Genomic DNA, 17,969 nt, shown 5'->3' with positions numbered 1-17,969 from the left:
ACTACCCGCACAAGCCGATCAGGCCGCTGAACGAGAGATTACCGCGTGCGTCAGATACGGAAACGGCCCGCAAGTTCTCCTATTCTCGTAGTACCCGGTCCAGGTACGTTCATTGCCTCTTTCAGCGGCGGCAGAAGGACGTCCCCGGTGGCAGGCCGATTTCGCCAATCTGGTTTTGAACTGCTGTCACGCATATTCCGTGGTCTGTGCGCGGCGGGCGAACTCGTCCGTGACCGAAGCCGCGTTCTGTTTCGTTAGTAGGATGGCAGAGTGCTTTTCGCGGAATATCAACGCAATTGTCCGCGTGAGTTCCTTCGCCTCGTCCGCGAACAGGGCCGACATGACCGTTGCTTGCATATGGGCAGTGAGTTGTCCGATACGGTCTATAACCTCCAAAGTGGTGTCAACCGCCTCCTCCGGCATAGCGTTGAGCTTCCTGTAAGCGCCTTGCGCGCGCTTGGTGACGCCATCCGCGTGTCAATGCCCGACCCATATTCTGAAAGCTGGTGGCCGCGACATTAGTGACGCAGTGCCGGGCGCAGCGGCCCACCATTATAGGAACCTCAGGCCTAACAACCTCGGCTCCGAAAGCGGACCGTTTTCCTAATCAGCGGTTTCGTCTACGTCGAGGTGCAGCCTGTGCAGGATGCGATGGACGATGGGGGCGAAAATAATGCTGAACGCCGCAAGGAAGAACAGGCTTGCATAAAGTCCATAAAGCCCAGCAAACAGTTTGCCTGCGAAGCTGTCCGGCATCTCGACCAGGCCGAAGCCGCTTAGGATGTAGGCCGAGTGGATGACCGCATCTTCCAGCGCGCGGCCTTCAAACAACATGAAGCCCGCGGCACCAATCAGTATCGAGAAGAACATTATCGCTGCAACCAGAAAAGTGTGCTGTGCCATCCGCCTGGCAAATCTGTTGCGAGGAATGATTTTCTCCGAGGTCCTCTCATACATGGCTGACGGGTGCCGCGATCTGGACTGCTTGGCAACGTGGCTGAGGCACCTAGTAAAGCTCCTTGGCCTTCGATTGATGCTTCTCCAAAACGTGCGATCTGCTTCTCAAGGGAGGTGCAAAAAGATGCTCCGGGACTCCGGCTGGCGTAGTGTAGGGGCGTCTGCACCAGGTGCAAATATGAAAGGACGGGTCCCTGGGACCAGAACAGGATGGACAGAACTGCGCTACAGACACTGCACTCCTCCTTGAAACAAGCATTTCCTGCCGGCGTTCCAGTACTGACCGGCGAGGCAAGAGATGCCTCCAGATTGTGGCCAAATGTTCATTCTTCAGTCTTCACACATACTGCCATGTGCCCGCTGCCATATCCCACCGCCTACAACGCCAGGTGCTCATCAAGGCGCCGTAAAGGCACCGTCTTAATCGGTATGGCCCTGTTGCCCGCAGGCAAGTGGAGTTTCCAGCAGATGCATTACTAATCTGCTTCCTTAGCATATTTTTCGGCCATCTCCTCCAGGTCCGCAGGCGGCCAATCGGGCAGTTCCATCCCAAGTTGAAGCCCCATTTCGGCCAGCAGTGTCTTGATCTCGTTGAGCGACTTCCGACCGAAGTTCGGAACGCGGAGCAATTGCGCCTCTGTCATGGTAACAAGATCGCCGACATAGATGATGTTGTCATTCTTCATGCAGTTGCTGGCTCGGACCGATAGTTCGAAATCTTCCATCTTCTTCAGAAGAATGGGATTGAACGGCAGTTCCTCCTCCGGCTCAGGAATCTCCGGCTGAACTTCCTCGAAGTTGATGAACACGGAAAGCTGATCGTGGAAAATATGCGCGGCGCGGTTGACTGCATCCTCTCCCGAGATGGTGCCGTCGGTCACCACCGTCATGATCAGCCGGTCGTAGTCGAGGACCTGTCCCTGCCGGGTATTTTCCACATTAATTTTGACCTGCCTTATCGGAGAAAAGATCGCGTCGATAGATACAGGCTCGGAGCCGTTCCATTCCTCCAGTACAATGGATCCCGCGGCCCGATAACCCGTCCCGTGGGCGACCGTCAGATCGAGCTCAATGTCATTTCCGGCATCCAGCGTGCACAGCTGATGCTCGGGGTTCACGACTTCAATTCCTGCAGCCGTTTGAAGATCGCCGGCCAGAACCGTCCCCGGTCCCTCCTTACGCAAAGTGACCTGGGTGGGAGGCATGTCTGCTTCCATACGAAGCGCGATATCCTTGATGTTGAGGATCAGGTCGGTCACCGCCTCATTCCGATCCTTCGGGGACGCAAGGCTCAGAGGACCGCCTTGAAGCCGCAAGGACGTCACTGCAGCCCCGTCAAGTGAGGACAGGAGTATGCGGCGCAAGGCATGCCCAAGAGTGAAACCGAAGCCACGCTCGAGCGGCTCGACAATCAGCGTCGTGCTGTTGTTGTCGCTTCGAATTTCGGGCTTGTTTGGTTTGATCAACTCCTGCCAGTGCTTCTGAAACACGTTCTTCATCCATCTCCGTATACAACACAAGTGGTCAAGGCGGTGTCGCTGTGTTTAGCAATCGCCAGCTTGCACCCGCCTCATCCAGTGAGCTCTGCGACCAATATAGGGGTCGCTGCGATCTCGGTCATCGAAAGCGCAAATTTCCTCGGGCCTATGCAGCGTGCGGGCCAGGGTCATCGTCATCTGGCTCGAATGGTGCGTTGAGGGGTAGTCGCGTGTGGCTTTTTTCGCGGGGCGTAAAGCTGATGACATTCGTATAATGGCCGGTGAGATTGGCCGGAGACATCTGCCCCTGTCCCCCTTCTGGCTGAAAAAAGACCGCGTTGAGCCGGATTTTCTCACGCGTGCCGTCATGCCGCTCTATGGCGATTTCCTTACCTGCAGTCAGGCCGAACAAGGCGAGCCCCCAGAGTGTCGTAATCGGCAACGTCACGCCGGTTCCAGCATCCCCACCTTCATAGGTAAGGGTGCGACGCTCATTCGTCCGAGCGTCGACCGAGAAGTCGACAACACTATTGATGGTCGCGACATCCGCCCCAATGTCGTCCTGTATGGCCGCGCTCTCCAATTTCTGGCGCAACAGACGAAGAAACGCTTCATCGTTGTTGAGGCCACGCTGCTGGATATCTTCGAGGATACTGAAATCCTTCGCCGTCAGATGACAACGAGGGGTGCTGGACATGACACTTCTCCGCCACACCGTGACGCCGCATAGAATGTAATGGGTTAGATCCGCTTTACATTTAAAGGAGTTGCCCCCTGGCTCTGGCGTGCGTCTCCTTGACGCCGTGCCAGGGGTTAGCCGCCTGCCATCAGGCGGCCTGCGCGAAAAACCAGCTTGTTACGGATGATAAAGTCCCGCATTATCCGATCCCGATCATTCTCCCTCGACCATAGCAGAAACTGGACCGATTTGGGAGGCTCCATTGCTGCCCGGGAAAGCGGGCTTTTCCCATTGATTGTCATCTGCGGTCAAACCCTGAAATTCAAGGCGCCCGCCCACATCTATCGCTTTGCCGGCACTAACGCGACAATGATGTAAGTGGAAGCGCGTCAAACGACGACGCTGCACTTCGTCGCAGTCTCCATGCTGCAATGCGGTTCAAGGTGTGCATAGCGGCGTTAGGCAGCGAACTGATTGCGCGAACCACTGGTGCTTGTGCAGCCATAATCTTGCAACCCACGGCAAAGATGATATTGTCTACAGCGCTGATTTCCCTTCGATGGTTTGAATTTGGTGTTCAAAGAGCGTTTCCATCGATGCATATCAAGGAGCCGCGTGAGATTTCTTAATCACGCGGGAAGTCTCCTCGCATTCATCTAGCCCTGGCGCGGCTGCAAGGCCGTCGACCGGGGGCCGGAAATCCAAAACCACACTAGTATCGGTTCTGATTTCCGGGTCCGCCACCGTTGACCCGGTGGAGATATACGATGAAGAGAAAATTTGCACGCTGCCAAGCGGCAGCCGGAGATTTGCAGCTTTTTAATACGATGCGCTGGGGGGAGGATGACAGCAGAGTGCTAGCTCCTGCTTCTGCGTCAGGAGAATGCCGGCGCTGCCAGTATCGCCGCGGTATGCCTGGCCGGTACGGCCGATATCCTGCCACCTCGCCGTCGACGTTTTGAGGTGGGTGCTGCGATGAGAGTACTGATCCTTGGCGGAGGCGTCATCGGCGTAACCTCCGCATACTATCTCGCCAAAGCTGGTCATGAGGTCACCGTTCTGGAGCGCCAGCCCGGACCTGCACTCGAGACGAGCTACGCAAACGCCGGGCAGATTTCGCCCGGCTATTCATCACCCTGGGCAGGACCAGGAGTCCCGTTCAAGGCGGTAAAATGGCTGCTGATGAAGCACGGGCCTCTCGCCATCCGACCGCGTCTAGATCCTGAAATGTGGCTCTGGCTGTTGCAGATGTTGCGCAACTGCACGTCGGCCCGCTACGCAGTCAACAAGGCACGCATGGTGCCGATCGCCGAATACAGCCGCGACTGCCTGCGCAGTTTGCGTGCCGAAACCGGCCTAGTTTACGACGAACGAAGCCGGGGAACATTACAACTCTTCCGCACGCAGAAACAGCTTGATGGCATTGGGAGCGATGTGGAGGTGCTCAAGCAGTTCGGCGTTCCCCACCAGATTCTCGACCGGAAGGGTTGCGCAACGGCAGAGCCGGCGCTTGCGCGCGTTCCGGGAAAGTTCGTCGGCGGGCTGCGCCTTCCCGGTGACGAGACTGGCGATTGCCGCTTGTTTACTGAAGGGCTGGCCAAGATCGCTTCCACAATGGCCAATTTCCGTTATGGCATAAAGGTGTCGCACATTCTGCATGACGGGCGGAAGGTAACGGGTGTGGCAACGAGCGAAGGTGTTGTTAACGCCGATGCTGTCGTAGTGGCGCTTGGTAGCTACTCGCCAAGATTGCTGCGTCCTTTGGGCATTCGCATCCCGGTTTATCCAGTGAAAGGATACTCCCTGACGTTGCCGATTGCCGATCATGCGGCCGCCCCGGTTTCCACGGTCATGGACGAGACCTACAAGATCGCCATTACGAGGCTTGGATCGCGGATCCGCGTCGGCGGCACGGCTGAGATTGCCGGATATGATCTTTCACTGCGGCCAGAGCGCCGTGCTCCGCTGGAATACTCTGTAACCGACCTTTTCAATGGCGGCGGACAGATGGACAAGGCGGAGTTCTGGTGCGGTCTGAGGCCGATGACTCCGGATGGTCCTCCCGTTGTTGGCCGGGCCAATCCCGAAGGACTGTATCTTAATACGGGGCATGGTACCCTTGGATGGACCATGGCATGCGGTTCGGGCCGGGTTCTTGCCGACGTGATTTCGGGCCAGCAGCCAGAGATCGACATCTGCGAACTGGGGCCCAGCCGGTATCAAGGATGATGGTGCCGCAGGAAAGAGCTGGGGCAATCCTTACCATCGATCTTGAGGCGATCGTGGAGAATTGGCGGCTCCTGTCAGCAAGACTCGGGGAAGCTGCGTGCGGGGCAGTCGTCAAGGCAGATGCTTACGGACTCGGCGCCTGCAGGGTAGCAGCGGCGCTGGAGGCGGCCGGCTGCAGAAGCTTTTTCGTTGCTCTTCTGGATGAAGGTGTTGCGCTGCGCAAAGCGCTTTCCGCCGGCTCCCGAATATTTGTCTTAAATGGGACGCCGCAAGGCATGGAAGGAGACTTTATCGCCGCCAGGTTAATCCCGGTGGTGAACACCTTGGGAGAACTTGCAGCCTGGCAGGAAAGGGCCCGCGCGGCCGGGTGCTTCCTGCCTGTCGCTCTTCAGGTTGACAGCGGAATGTCGCGATTGGGATTAGCGCCATCCGATGCTGAGAAGATTTGGAACGATCCGTCTTTGCTTGATGGCCTTTCCATCGAACTCGTGATGAGCCATCTTGCTTGTGCGGACGAGCCGGGCCATCCGGCAAATGAAGCTCAGCGGAAAAACTTCGAGCGCCTGCGTGCGGTGTTACCTGCCGCTCCGGCTTCGCTTGCCAACTCTTCGGGGATTTTCCTGGGCGCACCATACCATTATGAAGTTGCCCGTCCCGGGGCGGCGCTCTATGGAATCAACCCCACTTCGTCATGCGAAAACCCGATGAGGCCGGTCATACGTCTCAGCGCCCGCGTGATTCAGATCCGCGACATACCAGAAGACACGGCAATCGGATACGGCCAGGCGGCAATGACCCAACGGGCTTCGCGCCTGGCAACCATCTCGCTTGGATACGCGGACGGGTGGCCACGCAACGCCGCGGCTGCGGCTTTTTACCAAGGCGTGCGACTGCCCTTTGCCGGTCGTGTTTCTATGGACAGCATCATCCTCGACATTACCGATGGAGCGCGTCAACCGCGGGAGGGAGACATGGTCGACCTGATCTGTGAAGAGCAGAAGGTGGACGATGTTGCCAGGGCTGCAGGCACGATCGGCTATGAGATACTGACGCGTCTAGGCCGGCGCTTCCACCGACGCTACATCGACACGAATGCAGGGCCCGTCAGTGTGGATGATTTTAAGGAGTGACAGCCGGTCATCACACCGTCCTTAAAAATAGATCAATGGTTCCGCGACCGATTGGCGCAGGATAATGGCTGCTCATCAAGTTCTTGACACCGGCATAACGATCCTTGAAGAACCCGGGCGCCCTCCAATTGCAGGCAGATATCGCATGAGCTCCGGAGGCTGTGCGGAGGAATTCGGCCTCTAGCTGTCCTCCGAAAAAATAGGTCAGTATTATTGACTTCCTGTTGCAGCATGCGTTCTCGCCTTTTATGAGGTGGCGCGAATGGATCTCAATACTCAGGAGCCACGATGACTGTAGACGGTTTGCTCGATCACGCTCTCGTTCGTCTCGATGAGGCGGCATCCCATCTGAACATCGACCAGGACGTGATTGAGAAACTGAAATTCCCGCGTGAGACTACCAAGGTGCGCCTGATGATCCGCATGGACGACGGGTCGCGCAAGTCATTCCTTGCGTGGCGTTGCCGCTATGATGACACTCGAGGGCCGACAAAGGGCGGCATTCGCTTTCATCCAGATTCGACCGCTGACGAGGTTGAGACGCTGGCCTTCTGGATGACCTTCAAGTGCGCGGTGATGAACTTGCCTTATGGCGGTGGTAAGGGTGCCGTGCAGGTGGACCCGCGCAAGCTGTCTAAAGCCGAGTTGGAGCGCCTCTCTAGAGCCTACATTCAGGCTTTCGCGCGCATCATCGGCCCTGACCGCGATATTCCCGCTCCGGACCTATACACCAATTCCATGATCATGGGCTGGATGGCGGACGAGTACGCGCAGATCAAGGGACAAGCAGAGCCCGCCGTCATCACCGGCAAGCCGATCGCGCTCGGGGGCTCGCTAGGACGCGGCGATGCAACGGCGCGAGGCGGCTACTACCTGGTGCGCCACCTGGCGGAGGATCTTGGGCTGGGCCAGACGATGCGCATAGCCGTCCAGGGCTTCGGAAATGCCGGCCAGAATATTGCCAGCCTACTTGGCGCAGACGGCCACAAGATCGTGGCTGTCTCCGATTCGGAAGGTGCCGTCGGTTCGAAGGCGGGGCTTCATATCGATCTGCTGCTTGAAGCCAAGGCGAAGGGCCAGTCGGTTGCCTCGACAGCAGGGCAGGGAGGGCATGAGCTTTTGGACCCGAAAGATCTTGTAGGCGTTGATTGCGACCTGCTCGTGCCGGCGGCGCTGGAGAACATGATAGACTGCCAAAACGCATCGTCCGTCAAGGCAAAGCTCGTGCTGGAACTTGCTAATGGTCCGGTGACGCCCGAAGCAGACGCGATTCTGGCGCGCAATGGCATTGTGGTCCTGCCCGACATTCTTGCGAATGCCGGCGGGGTGACTGTCTCCTACTTCGAATGGGTCCAGAACAAGCAGGGCTACTACTGGGATGTTGAAGAGATCCACGAGCGCCTGAAGACAATCATGGAACGCGAGGGACGGGCGGTATGGAACATCTCACGTGAGCGGGAGATCACCATGCGCACTGCTGCCTACGTACATGCGCTCGGCCGTCTCGCCGAGGCAATCGAGGCGCACGGCACCCAGAACTTTTTTACAAGCTGAGCCTTTCCGGCTTCGAAAGCCGATGATGGTTTTCGAAGCCGGAACACCGTATTTTCATGCGGCTCCCGCCAGGATCCGCTCAAGATTTTCCTCGGTGACTTTGCGATACGCGCGGCGTGCAAGGACAAGCTCCTCCCAAAACTGCTGCCTTGCCTCCTCATCGAAGCATTTTGACTGGAAATGAGCGATGCATGCATGGCGGAGCCGCTCGGCGCAGATCCCTTGCGTACGTAAGGCGAGAAATGTCGAGGAGAGCACCGCAACCTTCCTTTAGCTCGGATCATGCATATTGTTCGAGACGAGCATTGCCGGATGATTCCGGTCAAGCTCGGTCAGAATTCCGGTATTGGATCGAATCTTTTGCAAGAGACGGACGAGGTCTGGTTCTGCAATCAACTGTAGAGCCTCCTCGAACGTGACCCAGCGTCTCTTGCGGTCGGCTCGCTCGGGCCAGTTTATCAACGTTCCGCGGACATGCAGGCTGAACAGGGTGACACGACGGTTCTGGAATGTGCCGTCGTCCCATGCCTTTGTATATTTGTAATCGCCAATGGGATGAGGATAGACCTCCCCGATCACGCCTGCTTCCTGGAATGCCTCAAGCGCGGCGGACAGGAATTGCGACCTCCCGCTGACCAGCCAACCTTTGGGGACGATCCACCGCTTGTGCTGACGCGACGTGATGAGAAGGATTTCGATATCTCCATGGCGGTTTACCCGCCACGGCAGGGTACCATATTGCTCATATACAATATCGGATGAATGCTCCGATACAGAGTTCTCAAGAAGATTTTCGCTCAAAGTTCACCTCCTTCCCAAAATATTGCTGCATGACGTTGTGTTCCAGAAGGTCTTCGCCGGCTATGTAATGCCGGGCCCTCACGTTCAGGAATGCCCGGGGCCTTGCACCAAGGACAGCGGCTTGCAGCGCGCGGAAGGAGGCGGCGGCACGAGGTGCAAACTTTTGGGGGGTGGACATGTCGCATCTATACGCTCCATTGACGCGACGCTTCCGGCGCCGCGATTAATGAACCGCATTTTTTTGTGCAGACCCGGAGCGCGGGATTAGGCGCGGTGTTCAGGGTTCGACAACCCGCCGCTCCGGGTGGAGCAGCGGCCGTTACCGGCGAGCCTCGATATCCTGACAAAGGTTTCCATGCACATAACTACTATATAGGCGACGGCATTTGGCCATTCAATGACCACCCCGGAGCTTTACGTAGACCTGTGAATAGCCCGGAGAAACGGCTAAAGTATTCGTCTTGGTCAGGCAGAGATGGCGACCATCTGCGCTTTGCCTGACGAGAGCGTTTGCGGAGAGGTTTCGCATAATGGCGGAGATGGAATTTTCGCCAGCTTACTCAACTGGCTGCGCCGCATTGCGTATCCTTCACGCTGTGCGGTCTTGTCAAGGAGCCGATGAGCCTGGCTGATTGTCACTCAACTCGGATATCCGCCTGAGAAATGCAAAACCACTTTGCAAAGCTTGATACGCTCAAACCCAAATTCATCCTGCTCTAGCCTACTTACAAGAAGTAAATTGGTAGATTAAAAAAGCCGTGCGTCCAGCAAGACGCACGGCGTCAGAATGCTCAAGCTCCGTTCAGCTTCAAGACGAAGCGAATGGCTCCATCGCCTCGAATTCGGCGAAGGTCATAGCCCGGTCTCCATCTTCATCCTTGATCCGGGTAGGCAGCCCCATCCCGTTGAGCAGCGCAAGGAAGGGACGCGGAGCCAGTTCCTCGACATTGGCCATCTTCTTGACATCCCAGTCGCCTCTGGCGATGAGCATCGCAGCGGCGGCCGCCGGCACGCCGGCCGTATAGGAAATGGCTTGGCTGCCGACCTCCCTGAACGCCTCTTCATGGTCGGCGATGTTGTAGATGAAGACCTCGCGCTCCCTGCCGTCCTTTACACCCTTCACCACGTCACCGATGCAGGTCTTTCCCTTGTAGCCTGGGGCGAGTGAGGAAGGATCGGGCAGCACCGCCTTCACCACCTTGAGCGGCACAACCTCCTGTCCCTCGGCGGTTTTGATCGGCTGCTCCGACAGCAGGCCGAGATTCTTCAGGACGTTGAAGACGTTGATGTAATGATCACCAAAGCCCATCCAGAAACGAATGTCCGGCACGTCCAGGTTCCGCGACAGGGAGTGGATCTCGTCGTGACCCGTCATGTAGGTGGTACGCGTGCCGACTACAGGCAGGTCCCATTCCTTACGGATTTCGAACATCTTGTTCGAGGTCCATTGCTTGTTCTGCCATGACCAAACCTGCCCGGTGAATTCGCGGAAGTTGATCTCCGGGTCGAAATTGGTGGCAAAATAGCGGCCATGATCACCGGCATTTACGTCAACGATGTCGATGGAATCGATGCGGTCGAAATATTCGTCCTTTGCAAGCCTGGCATAGGCGTTGACCACGCCGGGATCGAAACCGGCGCCGAGAATGACGGTTACGCCTGCCTTCTCGCACTCTTCCCGGCGCTTCCACTCATAGTTCCCGTACCATGGGGGCGTCTCGCAGATTTTCAGCGGGTCCTCGTGAATCGCCGTGTCGATATAGGCGGTGCCGGTTTCGATGCAGGCAGACATGACCGACATGTTGAGGAATGCGGATCCGACATTGATGACGATCTGCGCCCCTGTTCTTTCGATCAGCGCTTTCGTTGCTTCCACATCCAGCGCGTCGAGGGCATGTGCCTCCAGCTTGGCCGCCTTCTTCAGGTTCTTCTTCTCCATGACGGAGTTGACGATTTCCTGGCATTTCTCCAGCGTCCGTGAAGCAATGTGTATGTCGCCCAGCACGTCATTGTTCTGGGCACATTTGTGGGCCACTACGTGGCCCACGCCACCGGCACCGATGATCAGGACATTCTTTTTCACTGGGCAGGAGCTCCTTTGTATGCGCAACTATGGGGCAAGCCTCAGGAGAGGCTCGACATGTAGTCCTCGAAGGTGAACTTGCGGATCAGGCGCAGGCTTCCATCGAGTTCGCGTATGACGATCGACGGCATGTGAACGCCATTGAACCAGTTTTTCTTGACCATGGTGTACCCGGCCGCATCCTGAATGGAGATGCGGTCTCCCGGCCTTAATTCATGGTCGAAGGCGAACTCGCCGAAGATATCACCTGCAAGGCACGACTTTCCGCAGATCATGTAGCGCCGGTCGCCTTCATCAGGCATGACCGTGGCGCTCTCCCGATAGATCAGGAGGTCGAGCATGTGCGCCTCGACAGAACTGTCCACAATGGCAATGTGCTTGCCGTTGAAGAGCGTGTCGAGCACCGTCACTTCAAGCGTTGTGCTTTGGGTGATGGCTGCCTCGCCCGGCTCCAGATAGATTTGAACCCCATATTTGGCCGCAAAGGCCTTAAGGCGGTCACAGAAGGCGGCCAGCGGATAATTTTCCGCAGTGAAATGGATCCCGCCGCCAAGACTGATCCATTCGACCTTCTCGAACAGCGCACCGAACTCTTCCTCGATCCGTCCTAGCAGTTGGTTGAACAATTCAAAATCAGCGTTCTCGCAGTTGTAATGGATCATGAAGCCGTCGACCTTGTCGATGATGGATGCTGCCTTCCCGGCGTCCCACTCACCGAGCCGGCTGAAAGGGCGCGCCGGGTCGGCAAGGTCGAAACTTGAAGAGCTTATTCCCGGATTGAGCCGCAGCCCCCTGCCAAGTCCGCCGCAGCGGCCAGCGAACCGTTCAAGCTGCTGGATCGAATTGAAGATGATCTTGTCGGCATTCGATACAACCTCATCGATCTCGTGATCGGCATAGGCGACGCTGTAAGCGTGGGTCTCGCCTCCGAACTTCTCGCGGCCGAGCCTGACCTCATAAAGGGAGGATGAGGTCGTGCCGTCCATATGCTCTCGCATAAGGTCGAAGACGGACCATGTCGCGAAGCATTTGAGCGCAAGAAGGACCTTTGCTCCCGAGCGCTCGCGCACCTGGTCCATCACCTGCATGTTTCGCAGCAGGGTGCTCTTGTCGATCAGATAATATGGCGTCTGGATGTCCAAGTTCTTTCCTGCCTGCCTATAAGGTTGAAGTCGCGCCCGTCTCCGGGAACCAGAATTGAAGAATGAACTGTTGCGGCATTCCAAGCCGGCGCGGCGGCGATTTCTCAGGAGTACCTGCTATCACGTAGGGAACGTGCTACCTGCCCCATGCCGGAAACCGGCCTTTCACGCTGCTAGCGGTGTTCCTGTACAGAACATAATGGCCACGGAGACAGCCGAACCGTCTCGTTCGTCCTGACAAACGGCAAGACGCACATTCATGCAGCGCTCCAAAGCGCGCAATGCAACAGTTTCTTCCGTTTGGGTGGCATCCAGATTGACTGGGCCCATCCCCAATTGGAAGAGGGCGTCGTTAGACATGGCGTCCTCCCCAACCAGCAGATGTAACCTGCAACAGGCTGCGAGGTCTTATAGCAGCATGAAAAGACTTTCAACACGGAATGACAGGCTTTGGAAAGCAAAAGACCAATGTGGGTGACCCACGGCGTCTTTCGGGCGAAAACCGGCGGCGGAAAATCACGATGAAGGCGTTGTCCGTCACTCTCCTGGCTTTCACCCACACTTTCTGCCCGAGGCTGCGCTTACGATTCATTCAACGCTAAGCCACGCACTCTGCGCCATATGACAAAGATAAACATCGCCTGAAGAAGAAGTCCTGCCGCACGCTGGCACCTCTTGACAGGACCATGCGTGAGATTCGAAGGTTGCATTGGTGGGGGAGAGGGTATCGTTTTACGCGCATTCGGCTGAGGGGCAGCCGCAATCCCGATGGCAACTTTTGAGCGAGCACCTTGAGAGTGTTTCGCTCCTTGCGCTGCACTTTGCCGGCAGATTCGGCGCCGGAAAGGCGGCGCGCCTGGCCGGGCTGCTGCACGATCTGGGCAAATACAACCCGGATTTCCAGGCCTATATCAGGGGCGCAAAGCTGAGGGTCGACCACTCCACGGCCGGTGCCGCCACCATTTTGCAAATGGCCGAAGGCAAAGACCGGATCGTCGCGGATCTTCTCGCCTATGTCATCGCCGGCCATCACGCCGGTCTGCCCGACCGGGAGGGCGAGGCGCTCTCCACCTTGGCCGAGCGCCTGAAGGGCTTCGATCCCGCTTCCCTCGACACGACCTGGCAATCCGAGATATCCGCCGACGCGACGGGCCTTCTTCCGGATTTCGTCCGCGTTCTCAGCGACAGAAACAGAATGCCGTTTCAGCTCGCCTTCCTGGGACGGATGATCTTCTCCTGTCTGGTGGACGCCGATTACAAGGACACCGAGGCCTTCTACGCGAGGATTGAAGACTGGCAGGTTGATCGATCCTGGCCCGAATTGCCGTCGATCCTGCCCGATCTGATAGACAGGTTCGACCGGTACATCGCCGCCATGCCCAAGGCGGACACGAAGGTCAACCGCATTCGCGGCGAGATTCTTGCTCATGTGCGCTCGCGCGCTTCCGAAGCACCGGGGCTTTTCACCCTCACCGTGCCCACCGGCGGAGGCAAGACACTCGCCTCCCTGGGCTTTGCGCTCGACCATGCGAAGTCGCACGGGCACAGGCGGATCATCTACACGATACCGTTCACTGCCATCATCGATCAGACCGCCACGATATTCCGTGACGTTTTGGGAAGCGAAATCGTGCTCGAGCACCATTCAGCCATCGAGGAACAGTTCGATCCCAAGGAGGCCCGCGAAGGCAAGGACAAGCTCAAGCTTGCCATGGAAGACTGGGCTGCGCCGGTGGTCGTCACCACAAATGTGCAGTTCTTCGAGAGTCTTTTCGCGGCGAGAGCGTCACGTTGCCGGAAGCTGCACAACATCGCGAACAGCGTCATCATTCTCGATGAGGCGCAGACACTGCCGCGCCCGCTGCTCATTCCGGCGGTGTGGGCGCTGCGCGAGCTCGCCGAAAACTATGGCTGCACCATCGTCCTGTGCACGGCCACGCAGCCGGCCCTCGACGCACGCCGTTTCACGCTTGGCCATCCTCTGGGCCTGCCGCTTGAAGGCCGCGAACTTGCGCCTGAGCCGGAAGTGCTGGCGAAGGTGCTGGCACGAGTACATCTTCATCATGCCGGCGACATGGACGACGAAGCGCTGATCGCGGCTTTGGCCCAAGAGCGGCAGGGCCTCGTCATCGTCAACAGCCGGGGCCATGCACTCGCGCTCTACAGGGCGGCGAAGGAAGCAGGATTGGAAGGGCTCGTCCATTTGACGACACGCCAATATGCAGCGCATCGGCGTGAAATATTAAACAGCGTACGACAGCGCCTCGAGAATGATCTGCCCTGCGTGCTGATCGCCACGTCGCTCGTAGAGGCGGGCGTGGACCTTGATTTTCCCCGCGTATGGCGGGCGGAAGCCGGCCTCGATCAGATCATGCAAGCCGCTGGCAGATGCAACAGGGAGGGCAGGCGGGATCGGGAGACAAGCATCGTCACAATCTTTTCTGCACCCGATACCCCCCCGCCAAACGAGATCAGGGGCCTGTGCGGCGATATGCAGCGGATAATGAACAAACATAACGATCTGCTCTCGCTCGGAGCGATGGAGGACTTCTTCGGGGAGGTCTACTGGCGCTTCGGGAAGGATAGACTCGACAAGGAGAAGATTATCGCAGATTTCTGTGTGGGCAGCGGCCAGACGAATTTCGCCTATCGCACCGTGGCGGAAAAATTCCGCATGATCGAGAGCGGCATGGAGCCTGTGATCGTGCCTTTCGAACATGAAGCACGTGCGCTGGTCGATAACCTTGCCATCGAAAACATCCCCTCAGGGGCAATCGCCCGCGGCTTGCAGCGCTACACGGTGCAGGTGCCGCCCAAGGCGCGCAAACGGCTTATCGACTGCGGGCATGTGACGTTCGCCCATCCTGATAAACGCGGAGAGCAGTTCGCCGTTCTATGGACGCCGAGCCTCTATTGCCGGGAGGTAGGGCTGCTGTGGGAGGATGCGGAGTATCTGGGGCTGGAGCAATGGATGGTGTGAGTCAATGCCAAAGATGAAAGTCATATACAAAGTTATCTGGCCAAACGGCAAGGTTTACGTGGGGAACGACCTGACTGATTCCATTTCGGCAGCCCCGACAAGACAGCCATAGAGGCGGATTTTCCAACCCGTGACGTGCGGAGAAAAATGACTGTGACACGAGAAATATTATGGGAGGCCCCGACTGCTTCCGCCTCCGAAGTGCGCAGCAAGAGAATGGAATTTATCGTTACCCTGCGCGCTAACGATCCTCGTATCGGTTATAACAAGCTACCCAAATTTATCGAACGGAAAGCGGAGGTAAACACACCGCGGACGGAAGTGCCGCTGTCTGGATGATCAAATCGCTCAAGGATCGGGGGCAACATTGGCATACGGAATTCGCCTGCAGGTTTCAGGCAAATACGCGTGTTTCACACGTCCGGAGATGAAGGTCGAGCGCGTCTCCTATGATGTGATGACACCTTCCGCGGCGCGCGGGATTCTCGAGGCAATCCACTGGAAGCCGGCCATCCGCTGGGTCATTGACGCCATCCATGTCCTGAAACCGATCCGCTTCCAATCAATCCGGCGCAACGAGGTGGGCGGGAAAGTACCCGCGACGAAGGCGAAAACGGCGATGAGGCGCGGCAGTCTGGAGGGGCTGCACCTGCTCGTCGAGGAAAACCGCCAGCAGCGCGCGGCAACGGTACTCGTTGATGTCTCCTATGTCATTGAGGCGCATTTCGAAATTGTCCGAGAAAGAGCTGGCTCAGACGATAACGAAGGCAAGCATCTGGATATTTTTAACCGCCGTGCCGGGCGCGGGCAATGCTTTCACCAGCCCTGTCTGGGCACGCGCGAGTTTGATGCCAGCTTTTCGCTTCTGCCGCCCGATGCACCTCTGCCGCAGGCTGAAGAGGAAAGCGCTGAGCTCGGCTTTGGCCATCCCAGAGATCTGGGCTTCATGCTGTGGGATATCGACCATCAGGCGGAGGACCGTCCCTCTCTCTTCTTCCGCGCGCGGCTTGTGGATGGCGTCATGCGGGTGCCTGCGCCAGGATCAGCGGAGATTCTCAGATGAGCATTCTTGCCGCCCTCGTCCAGGCCTATGACCGGCTCGACCGGCTGGGGATGGTTCCGCCTTTCGGCTTTTCTTCGGAAAGGATCGGCTTCGTCATCTCTCTCAACGAGGATGGCAGCGTGGCAAGCGTCACCGACCTTCGCAGCGGCGAGGGAAAGAGGAAAACATCTCGCATGATGGAGGTTCCGCAACCGGTAAAGCGGACTGTAGCAATCACTCCGAATTTTCTATGGGACAAGACATCCTATGTATTGGGTGTCACCGCCGGAGAAGGAAAGCGCGTGGCTGACGAACACGCCGCCTTCAAGCAGCGTCATCTTGAAACTCTCGAAACAACCGCTGACACCGGCCTTAAAGCCCTTCGCCTGTTCCTCGAGAGCTGGACCCCCGACAAGTTTACAGAACCGCTTTGGCCCGACGATATGAAGGACCAGAACGTCGTCTTCGCTCTTGAAAGCGAGCGGCGGCAGAATTGCTATTTGCATGACCGGCCGGCAGCGAAGGAGCTGTGGGCGCAGATCGCCTCGTCAAATGAGGGACGGCCGCAGGTCTGTCTCGTTTCCGGCGTGCGCGGTCCGGTCGCACGGCTGCATCCCGCGATTAAGGGCGTATGGGGAGCGCAATCCTCTGGCGCCTCCATCGTATCGTTCAACCTCGACGCCTTTACCTCCTATGGCCACAGCCAGGGCGACAATTCACCGGTCTCCGAGTTCGCCGCGTTCAAATACACAGCAGCTCTCAACGCACTTCTCGCAAGCAGCAATCATCGGCTGCAGATCGGTGACACCTCGACGGTTTTCTGGGCTGTAGCACCGGATGACGATACGGCGAAGGAAGCGGAAAGCCTTGTCCTTGCCATGTTCAGCGAGGTGGACGAGGAAAGCGAAGCGCAGAAGGTCGGCACGATCCTGAAACGCATGCGAAGGGGCGTCCCGCTCAGGGAGATCGCACCACGCCTGGCCACAAGCGTACGCTTCTATGTGCTGGGCCTTGCTCCCAACGCGGCGCGCCTGTCCATTCGCTTCTGGTTCGAGGACGATTTCGGCCGGCTGGCGGAGAATATGCAGGACTATTACCAGGATATTTTGTTAGAGCCGTCTCCGTCGAACACCTCATTGCCGTCTATCCGACGATGTGAACTGCGTACGGCGCCGGCATCGCGCGATAGCAAATCCGGAAAGCTTCAGTTCGATCCAGACAGAATCTCCCCGCTTCTTGCAGGTGAACTGCTGCGCGCAATTCTTACCGGCAGCAAATTCCCATCATCATTGCTGTCGCTTCTTCTTATGCGCGTGCGCAGTGACGGCGTCCTCGACCATATGCGAGCGGCACTTATCAAGGCTGTCATAACGCGCATTCTGCGTTTCGACAAACGCCTTCCCCTTTCCGCTGATGGAAGCCCCATGGAGGAATATCTGATGCGCTTCGATCCCGACGATCCAAGCCCCGCCAGACGTCTCGGCCGGCTCTTCGCGCTTATAGAGCGAGCGCAGAGCGCTGCGCTCGGTGGTGAACTCAATGTGACAGTGGCCGATAAATTCCTCGGTGCGGCATCCGCAACTCCAGGGCGGGTTTTGCATCACCTGATCCGCAATGCCCGAAATCATCATATTAAGCGGCTGCGCAACGGGCATTCGGCTGCAGATTGGGTCAAGGATACTGAGCATGCCAGAAGGCTTGCTTCGTCGCTGGAGCGGGACATCGGACTGCTAACGGCCAGCTTTGCAGATGGATTTCCTCAACAACTTTCCGCTGAGGAGCAGGGCCTTTTCCTGATTGGCTACTACCAGGAACGCTACGGTTCCAAGGACACAGCAGCAGACAACGCCGAGAACAACGAAGACATGGATCTTACGGGCGAGGAGTGATTGAT

Annotated in this window: 15 protein-coding genes; 6 read left to right on the top strand and 9 right to left on the bottom strand. The window is 57.5% G+C overall.

Annotated features, from left to right (window positions below; all coding sequences use genetic code 11):
- Window positions 1–186: 186 nt before the first annotated feature.
- The 4 genes from HUS57_RS09240 to HUS57_RS09225 all read right to left on the bottom strand — a co-directional run bounded on the left by HUS57_RS09240 (window position 187) and on the right by HUS57_RS09225 (window position 3,132).
- Window positions 187–423 carry a hypothetical protein gene (locus HUS57_RS09240; protein WP_173932980.1) on the bottom strand — a complete coding sequence of 79 codons (237 nt, stop codon included), beginning with the start codon at window positions 421–423 and terminating at the stop codon, window positions 187–189.
- 180 nt (window positions 424–603) lie between these two features.
- Window positions 604–903, bottom strand: a complete 300-nt coding sequence (locus tag HUS57_RS09235) for a hypothetical protein (RefSeq protein WP_173932978.1) — start codon at window positions 901–903, stop codon at window positions 604–606.
- Window positions 904–1,433: 530 nt separating this feature from the next.
- Window positions 1,434–2,447 (bottom strand): DNA-directed RNA polymerase subunit alpha, encoded by a 1,014-nt coding sequence (locus tag HUS57_RS09230; protein WP_173933275.1) that lies wholly within the window; start codon window positions 2,445–2,447, stop codon window positions 1,434–1,436.
- Window positions 2,448–2,601: 154 nt separating this feature from the next.
- Complete coding sequence (locus tag HUS57_RS09225; protein WP_173932976.1) at window positions 2,602–3,132, bottom strand: hypothetical protein; 531 nt, start codon at window positions 3,130–3,132, stop codon at window positions 2,602–2,604.
- 957 nt (window positions 3,133–4,089) lie between these two features.
- Between HUS57_RS09225 and HUS57_RS09220 the strand changes: the two genes are divergently transcribed.
- The 3 genes from HUS57_RS09220 to HUS57_RS09210 all read left to right on the top strand — a co-directional run bounded on the left by HUS57_RS09220 (window position 4,090) and on the right by HUS57_RS09210 (window position 8,027).
- On the top strand, window positions 4,090–5,343 hold the full coding sequence (locus HUS57_RS09220) for a D-amino acid dehydrogenase (protein ID WP_173932974.1): 1,254 nt from the start codon (window positions 4,090–4,092) through the stop codon (window positions 5,341–5,343).
- Entirely contained in the window at window positions 5,343–6,473 is a 1,131-nt protein-coding gene (gene alr, locus HUS57_RS09215) for an alanine racemase (protein ID WP_173933272.1), read from the top strand. The genes HUS57_RS09220 and alr overlap by 1 nt, the downstream gene beginning before the upstream one ends.
- Before the next feature lie 288 nt (window positions 6,474–6,761).
- The gene (locus tag HUS57_RS09210) at window positions 6,762–8,027 is read left to right on the top strand and encodes a Glu/Leu/Phe/Val dehydrogenase (RefSeq protein WP_173932972.1); all 1,266 of its coding nucleotides are present in this window, start codon (window positions 6,762–6,764) and stop codon (window positions 8,025–8,027) included.
- A gap of 54 nt (window positions 8,028–8,081) precedes the next feature.
- Here the strand turns inward: HUS57_RS09210 and HUS57_RS09205 are convergent, their stop codons facing one another.
- From HUS57_RS09205 to HUS57_RS09185, 5 genes are all read right to left on the bottom strand, one after another.
- Window positions 8,082–8,285, bottom strand: a complete 204-nt coding sequence (locus HUS57_RS09205; RefSeq protein ID WP_173932970.1) for a hypothetical protein — start codon at window positions 8,283–8,285, stop codon at window positions 8,082–8,084.
- 12 nt (window positions 8,286–8,297) lie between these two features.
- Window positions 8,298–8,828, bottom strand: a complete 531-nt coding sequence (locus HUS57_RS09200; protein WP_173932968.1) for an NUDIX hydrolase — start codon at window positions 8,826–8,828, stop codon at window positions 8,298–8,300.
- Between the two features lie 808 nt (window positions 8,829–9,636).
- A complete protein-coding gene (locus HUS57_RS09195) occupies window positions 9,637–10,911 on the bottom strand; it encodes a saccharopine dehydrogenase family protein (protein WP_173932966.1) in 1,275 nt (424 codons plus the stop codon).
- A gap of 41 nt (window positions 10,912–10,952) precedes the next feature.
- On the bottom strand, window positions 10,953–11,999 hold the full coding sequence (locus HUS57_RS09190) for a carboxynorspermidine decarboxylase (protein WP_173933269.1): 1,047 nt from the start codon (window positions 11,997–11,999) through the stop codon (window positions 10,953–10,955).
- Between the two features lie 219 nt (window positions 12,000–12,218).
- Window positions 12,219–12,413, bottom strand: a complete 195-nt coding sequence (locus tag HUS57_RS09185) for a hypothetical protein (RefSeq protein ID WP_173932964.1) — start codon at window positions 12,411–12,413, stop codon at window positions 12,219–12,221.
- A 418-nt stretch (window positions 12,414–12,831) separates the two neighbouring features.
- Here HUS57_RS09185 and cas3 point away from each other — a divergent pair, with 418 nt between their 5' ends.
- The 3 genes from cas3 to cas8c all read left to right on the top strand — a co-directional run bounded on the left by cas3 (window position 12,832) and on the right by cas8c (window position 17,964).
- On the top strand, window positions 12,832–15,033 hold the full coding sequence (gene cas3 / locus HUS57_RS09180) for a CRISPR-associated helicase Cas3' (RefSeq protein WP_246727811.1): 2,202 nt from the start codon (window positions 12,832–12,834) through the stop codon (window positions 15,031–15,033).
- Window positions 15,034–15,400: 367 nt separating this feature from the next.
- A complete protein-coding gene (cas5c, locus tag HUS57_RS09175) occupies window positions 15,401–16,096 on the top strand; it encodes a type I-C CRISPR-associated protein Cas5c (RefSeq protein WP_173932960.1) in 696 nt (231 codons plus the stop codon).
- A complete protein-coding gene (gene cas8c / locus HUS57_RS09170) occupies window positions 16,093–17,964 on the top strand; it encodes a type I-C CRISPR-associated protein Cas8c/Csd1 (RefSeq protein ID WP_173932958.1) in 1,872 nt (623 codons plus the stop codon). The genes cas5c and cas8c overlap by 4 nt, the downstream gene beginning before the upstream one ends.
- Window positions 17,965–17,969: the final 5 nt, after the last annotated feature.

The organism is Chelativorans sp. Marseille-P2723 (genome assembly GCF_902809845.1).
Taxonomy (GTDB): Bacteria; Pseudomonadota; Alphaproteobacteria; order Rhizobiales; family Rhizobiaceae; genus Chelativorans.
This window is presented reverse-complemented; position numbering and strand designations above follow the sequence as displayed.